At 71.3% G+C, this 5,908-nt stretch carries 7 protein-coding genes; all 7 read right to left on the reverse strand.

All coding sequences use genetic code 11. The features are described from left to right. Positions 1–1,490: TcpE family conjugal transfer membrane protein (locus EJK15_RS67085; protein WP_240778096.1), on the reverse strand; the 1,490-nt coding region annotated here is incomplete at its 3' end. 54 nt (positions 1,491–1,544) lie between these two features. After that, positions 1,545–1,790, reverse strand: coding sequence for a hypothetical protein (locus EJK15_RS67090; protein WP_240778098.1), 246 nt, complete (start codon positions 1,788–1,790; stop codon positions 1,545–1,547). A 78-nt stretch (positions 1,791–1,868) separates the two neighbouring features. After that, complete coding sequence (locus EJK15_RS67095; RefSeq protein WP_240778097.1) at positions 1,869–2,639, reverse strand: conjugal transfer protein; 771 nt, start codon at positions 2,637–2,639, stop codon at positions 1,869–1,871. A gap of 573 nt (positions 2,640–3,212) precedes the next feature. After that, complete coding sequence (locus EJK15_RS67100) at positions 3,213–3,539, reverse strand: hypothetical protein (protein WP_138720566.1); 327 nt, start codon at positions 3,537–3,539, stop codon at positions 3,213–3,215. A gap of 363 nt (positions 3,540–3,902) precedes the next feature. Continuing rightward, the gene (locus EJK15_RS67105) at positions 3,903–4,160 is read right to left on the reverse strand and encodes a VOC family protein (RefSeq protein ID WP_206062270.1); all 258 of its coding nucleotides are present in this window, start codon (positions 4,158–4,160) and stop codon (positions 3,903–3,905) included. A gap of 25 nt (positions 4,161–4,185) precedes the next feature. Next, the gene (gene xseA / locus EJK15_RS67110) at positions 4,186–5,397 is read right to left on the reverse strand and encodes an exodeoxyribonuclease VII large subunit (RefSeq protein WP_138720567.1); all 1,212 of its coding nucleotides are present in this window, start codon (positions 5,395–5,397) and stop codon (positions 4,186–4,188) included. 26 nt (positions 5,398–5,423) lie between these two features. Beyond that, the coding region (locus tag EJK15_RS67115) for a hypothetical protein (RefSeq protein ID WP_171075396.1) at positions 5,424–5,908 on the reverse strand (485 nt) is incomplete at its 5' end.

Here is a 5,908-nt window from a genome sequence, read left to right on the forward strand (position 1 = left end):
CTCCCGCCCCGGCCATGCGGGCCGTCCGCATGGCCGGGGCGGGAGGTGCCGGGACGGGGCAAGGGCTTGGCGTCCGGGTTGAGCGGCGGCCAGACCCGCTTCGTGCCCGACAGCACCAGCGCCGGGCCCAGCCTGGGCGGCTGCCCCTTCCTGTGCTGGTCCCGCGCGACCTCGTCCTCGCGCCGCTCGCTCTCGACCCGGCCGGCCGTCTCCACACGACCAGTCGGGTCGGCGGGCGCGTCGGCACTGGCCGCGAGTCTCCTCAGCCGCCGCAGGGCCTCGGTGTCGATCGGCTTGCCCGCGGCGGGCTTACGGCTCTCCGCCGTCTTGATCGGCACGACCGCCCCGTGTGCGGCCCGCGCCTCCGCCTCGCCAGGCGACCCGTGCCCGCTCCCACGTTCCGGTACGCCCTGCGACCGGCCGGCGACTTCCTGACCTCGCACCCCGGCGTCGGACTCCTGAGCCCCCGGCTCAAGGGGAGCCGGCTCCCGGCCTGCATCGGCGTGCGCCGCACTCACCGGCTCCCGGCTTGCATCGGCCCGAGTCGCACTCACCGGCTCGCGGCCTGCATCGGCCCGGGTCGCGCTCACCCGAGCGGCACCCGGCTCACGGGCGGCCTGCTCCTCGGCAGCGTTCCCCCGGCGCTCGGCCCTGCCGCCGGACCTCCTGCCACCGCTTCTTCCACCGCCGTCCCTCTTGGCGCCGTCCCTCCGGCCGACCGGCTCGCGGGCGGCCGGTCCAGGCGCCGGGACGGGTGTGCCGGACGCCGGAGCGGGTGCCGTGCCGGGGGCGTCGTCCCCGGTGACGGCGACCAGCGGCACCTCCTGGGGGCGCCCAGAGCCGCCTGAGAGGCCCTTCTCGCGCCGTACCGGCCCCGCCGGGGCCCCGGGTGCCGGGGACGGGGCGCCCTGGCGTACCTGAGCATTGAGAGCGGGCGCGGCCCCGCGGCGGGTGCCCCAGCCGGTGCGCGTGGTCGCCGGCTCGGCGACGGGAGCCTGGCCGGCCGCGGCCGCCGCGGCCGCGACGGCGGGGCGCACCTGGCGGGGCCCGGCGATCCGCTGGCCCTCGCGCCGGCGCTGCGGGTGACGGGCCTTGCGCGGCCCCTTGGACCTGGCCCGGACTGGGCTGGTACGCCAGACGCGCCCGGAGAACGTGATCGTCTCGGGTTCGGCCAGGGGCGCGAGGCGGTACCAAGCCTTCGGCTGGCCCAGGTAGCGGAGATGGGACTCGAGGAGCTCGGTGAGCCGCTTGCCCTCGATCACGGGGCGGGTCGACAGCCAGGTCACGATCCCCGGCGGCACCAGGAACAGCACGTGCCAGGGCATCTCCACCGGCACGCCCACCAGGACCAGCAGGAGCGACCACGGGACGAAAACCCCGACGAAGACGCCGATCCAGACGATCGGCAGCGGCATCGGGAGCCGGAGGTCGTACAGCTTGTAGAGCCGCTTCTCGATGCGCCAGATATTCGTATACGTGGGCAGGTCCACCCGGTCCTCCTCTCCACCCGCTCGTGTATGACCGCCCCGGGACGGTCTCAACCCTTACTTGATGCCCAGTGCGCCCGCGATTGCCTTCGCCGTCACCTCGATGATGTTGGGAACGTAGAAGATCACTCCGATGGCCACGGCCAGTATCAGGAACTGCACGAATCGCGTGATCTCGCGGGTGAAGAGGAAGAAGAGCGCGACCACGGAGACGACAACCAGGAACAACGGGGCGAAGAACGCGCGCAGGAAGTCGGCGAGCCCTCCGGTGTCAATGCCGGTCGACGTAGGCGCCGGCGTCATTTCGATCAAGGTGAGCACTACGGTCTTCAAGGTCACTTGTCCTCCCGGGGGGTACCGATCAGCAGTGCGGCCGGGCCTCTAGTCAACGACCCGGCCGGCGCCACGAATGTCGGCGACGTACCACTTGTCGCCCTGCTTCTCGACGGTGAGCCGGTAGGCCTGCTCCAAGCGCGCGCCGACCGCGGCGGGGTCGGTGGCGTTCGGGCTGGGCGAGGCCTCGCCGTTCGGCACGACCCACACGACGACCGCCTGAATCTCTCGGGTGGCACCCCCCACAGGCACCACGACTTTCTTCAACTCTGCGAACGTGAAGACGCCGCCGAAGCTCGGCAGGCTCTTGCCGGCGGCGACATAGCGCTGCAGCCCGGCGGCGTCGCCGGACGCGTAGTCCTTGAAGAAGCCCTCCAGCTGTGGTTTCAGCTCGGCGGCGGCCGCGTCGTCGGTCTCCGGCGGAGCCGCCTGGGGCAGCTCGGCAGGAGCGGGGGCGGGCAGGATCGCCGGGCGGCCGGAGACGACGAACCTCTTGCCGGCGTCGTCGCCGGAGTAGTAGATCGGGACCGACAGCATCAGCCTGCGCGGACCCGACTGGAAGGCCACGCTGACCACCGCGTTCTTGGCGTCGGTCGCCTCGATGTCGTACGGCTGGATGGCGACGGCCCCCAGCCTGCCATTGCCGTCCCAGCCCAATTGCGGGTCCGTGGCGTCGGGCAGGAACGCCTCCAGTTTGCTTGACCTGCTGGTCGCGTCCTCCGGGTTGAAATTGAGATAGACCCCGGCGAACTGGCCGGCGAAAGCCATGCCCTGGTCCACGGGGAAGCCGTTGTGGGCCACCGCGCCGCCATTGGGCACTGCAGCCTCTTGCTGGGTAAACCGCTCAAATGGGGCACGGATCCCATTGACCACGATAACCACAATAAGCGCCCAGAGAATGATGCGGCCGGTCCACACCAGCCACCGTCCGCCGCCGCCGGACCAGCCACCACGGCGCGGCCTGCGGGACGGCGGCGCGCCGAAGTCAGCTGTGTCCAGGGGTGCGGAAAGCTCGGGCTCGCCAGCGATCCGAGGATCGTGCTGGACGGTAGACCTACGAGCCATCACGCCTCCGCTCGCGCCGATCCCCCCGGCTGGCGCGGTGTCGTCCGTTGCCGATCCCCATCATCCGCGGTGAAGTAGTCACCCTATCCGGTCTCCGCAATTGTTCCAGGAAAGCCACGCCCATGCTGCAGGTATGACCGCCCTCACGGCAAACCGGGCCCGCATGACAGGCTCCAGTGCCGATTCCTGTCACTTCCCGGTGGAATCCGCTTTTGACCAGGCCAAATGCCTAAAATCGCATAGCCCGGCAGCCACGGATTCCTGACCAAAATAGGCATGGACTCTCACGGCCTGCGCATTCGGCATGGGCCGGGGAGCGGAGGGCGTTCAGGCGGGCTCCGGGTCCTGTGCGGACCGCTCCTGCCGCCTGCTCTGCAGGTCCACGACCGTGGTCCCGCCCTGGAGGTCGACGACCGCCGGGCGCACCGCCCGCTCGAGGGAGCCGCGCAGGTCGGCAAGCATGTCGGCGGTGTCGCACTCTCGCAGGCGATCAGCCATCTCGTTACGCTCGTCGACCTTCCTCCGGAGGTAGGCCTCGCGATTGACGCGCAGGCCGTACATGAGCTCGACCCTGATCAGGGCCAGCTCCTCCTCGAGGCTGATGCCCGCGAGCGTGGGCGCGGGGCGTCGTTTCCGGATGATGCGACGGATCATGAGGGGCCTCCCGAGTCAGCGTGAACGCCGTGACGATTCGACGCGCGGGGGCCCAAAGTGGTTGACGCATCAGTTGTCCCGGGATCAGACATCCGAGTGCACCCCGGAGACCAGACGTCGTAGCGGGCGTAGCCGCCATCCATCGTCGGCGACTCAGTGTAGCGGATGACTACTCTTAGTAATCAAATTGAGTGCGTGTCTCGTCCCGCGAGTCGGCCGCGACCGCCGGTCAAGAGTTGGAGGTTTGCGGACGTTCTCCCTCGCCCGTGGTCATGAGGCAGAGCAGGTTACCCTCCGAGTCCCGGAACGCCGCCAGGCGGATCTCCGCGCCCGGTGTGCCGAACGTGCCGTCGTCGGTGAAGATCAGATGCGGCTCCTCGACGATCGCGACGTCCGGTCGCGCAGCCGCGCCACGTCCGCCTCGATGTCGTGGGTGGTCAGGTAGAGCACCGCGGAGGGCGCGCCCCGCTCGATCAGCAGCCGCACGCCGTCGAGGTCGAAGAACGCGAGCCCGGGCGGCCGGTAGGTGGCGATGTGCCGCAGGCCGAGCACGTCGCGGTAGAAGGCGGTGGCTCTGTCGAGGTCGTCGGCGTGCTGGGCGACCTGCGCGAGTCCTCTCATGTGCCGAACGTAGACCTCAGGCGCGCTACGCGCCCTCGTTTTCGGCCCGGACGGTCAGCCGGTCGTCGGACAGGCGGATCGTCAGCACGGCACCGGGGGCGACGTCCTTGGCCAGGCGCACCACCTCGCCCGACGGGTGCTGCACGATGGCGTAGCCACGCTCCAGCGTGGCCGCGGGGGACAGCGCGATCAGACGGGCCCGCAGATGGACCAGGTCGTCGGAGGCCCGGTCGAGCGAGCCGGACAGCGACCGCCTGACCCGGTCGCGCAGCGCCTCCACCTGCTCGGCCCTGCGCTCGAGCTCGCGTACCGGATCGGCCAGCGAGGGCCGCGAGCGCACCGACGTCAGCCAGGACATCTCACGGTCGAGCCAGCCGCTCACCACTCTGCGCCCCCGGTCGCGCAACTGGCGCACCAGCGTCAGCTGCTCCCCGACGTCCGGCACGACCTTCTTGGCCGCGTCGGTGGGGGTGGACGCGCGTACGTCCGCCACCAGGTCGAGCAGCGGGCCGTCCTGCTCGTGACCGATCGCGCTCACGACCGGCGTGCGGCAGGCGGCCACCGCGCGTACGAGCGTCTCGTCGGAGAACGGCAGGAGGTCTTCCAGAGAGCCGCCACCGCGGGCGATGACGACCACGTCGATCTCGGAGTCCGCGTCCAGCTTGCGCAGCGCCTCGGTCACCTCGCCCACCGCGTAGGGGCCCTGGACGGCCACCTCCTCGACCTTGAACCGCACGGCGGGCCAGCGCCGGCGGGAGTTTTCCAGCACGTCGCGCTCGGCCGCGGAGTCGCGGCCGCAGATGAGCCCGATCGTGCCCGGCAGGAACGGCAGCCGCCGCTTCCTGTCGGCGTTGAACAGCCCCTCGGCGGCCAGCAGCTTCCTGAGCCGCTCCAGCCTGGCCAGCAGTTCGCCCACGCCGACCGGGCGGATCTCCAGCGCGGTGAAGGCGAACGAACCCTTGTTGACCCAGAAGTCCGGCTTCACCTGCATCACTACTCTGGCGCCGTCGGCCGGCCGCGGCACGGCAGCCTCGTAGACGCCGCGCGGAGCGGTGACCCTGGCGGACACGTTGGCGATCGGGTCGCGCAGGGTCAGGAACACCGTGCCGCCACGGGCGCTCAGATCGGTGATCTGGCCCTCGACCCAGACCGTGCCGAGCCTGCCGATCCATCCGCCCACCATCTGCAGGACCGTGCGGATCGGCAGGGGAGACTCGGGTGAGGTCTTCGAGGTCATGCCGGAAGCCTATGGGCTCGAGGTGACTATTCCCCGGCCTGCAGCTTGGCGAGCCGGTTCTCGAACATCCGCTCAACCTCGGGCCGCGCCTTGGTCGCCCGCTCGTAGGCCAGGAAGGCGCCGATCTGCTCGGCGGTCTTGCCGCGCATCCTGGCACGCAGGGAGGCGACAGTCATCTCGGAGTAGCCGGGCAGCGGCTCGGCCGGCTCCGTCGCGGCGGCCGGCTCAGCGGCGGCCGGCTCTTCCGCGACCGCAGGCTTGGGGGCGGCGGCCTTGCGGGACCTGGACTTCGGCTTCGCGGCGACGGGCGCCTCAGGGGCGGCCACCGGCTCGGTCGCCGCGACAGGCTCCTCGGCGACAGCAGGCTCGGCGGCGGCCTTCACCTCGGCGGCGGGGGCCGCGACCGGCTCGGCGACCTCGGGCGCGGCCTTCGCCTCGGCGGCGGGCTCGTCAGTGACGGCGGGCTCGGCGACGGCCTTGGGCGCGGCGGGGGCGACCTCCTCCTCGGCGG

Origin of the sequence: Nonomuraea basaltis, assembly GCF_005893125.1 — a bacterium.
GTDB lineage: Bacteria > Actinomycetota > Actinomycetes > Streptosporangiales > Streptosporangiaceae > Nonomuraea > Nonomuraea basaltis.

Coding starts and splice junctions, on each gene's coding strand:
- xseA (WP_138720567.1), bottom strand. CDS start 5,397: ATGACCTCGAAGACCTCACCCGAGTCTCCCCTGCCGATCCGCACGGTC.
- EJK15_RS67090 (WP_240778098.1), bottom strand. CDS start 1,790: ATGACGCCGGCGCCTACGTCGACCGGCATTGACACCGGAGGGCTCGCC.
- EJK15_RS67105 (WP_206062270.1), bottom strand. CDS start 4,160: ATGAGAGGACTCGCGCAGGTCGCCCAGCACGCCGACGACCTCGACAGA.
- EJK15_RS67100 (WP_138720566.1), bottom strand. CDS start 3,539: ATGATCCGTCGCATCATCCGGAAACGACGCCCCGCGCCCACGCTCGCG.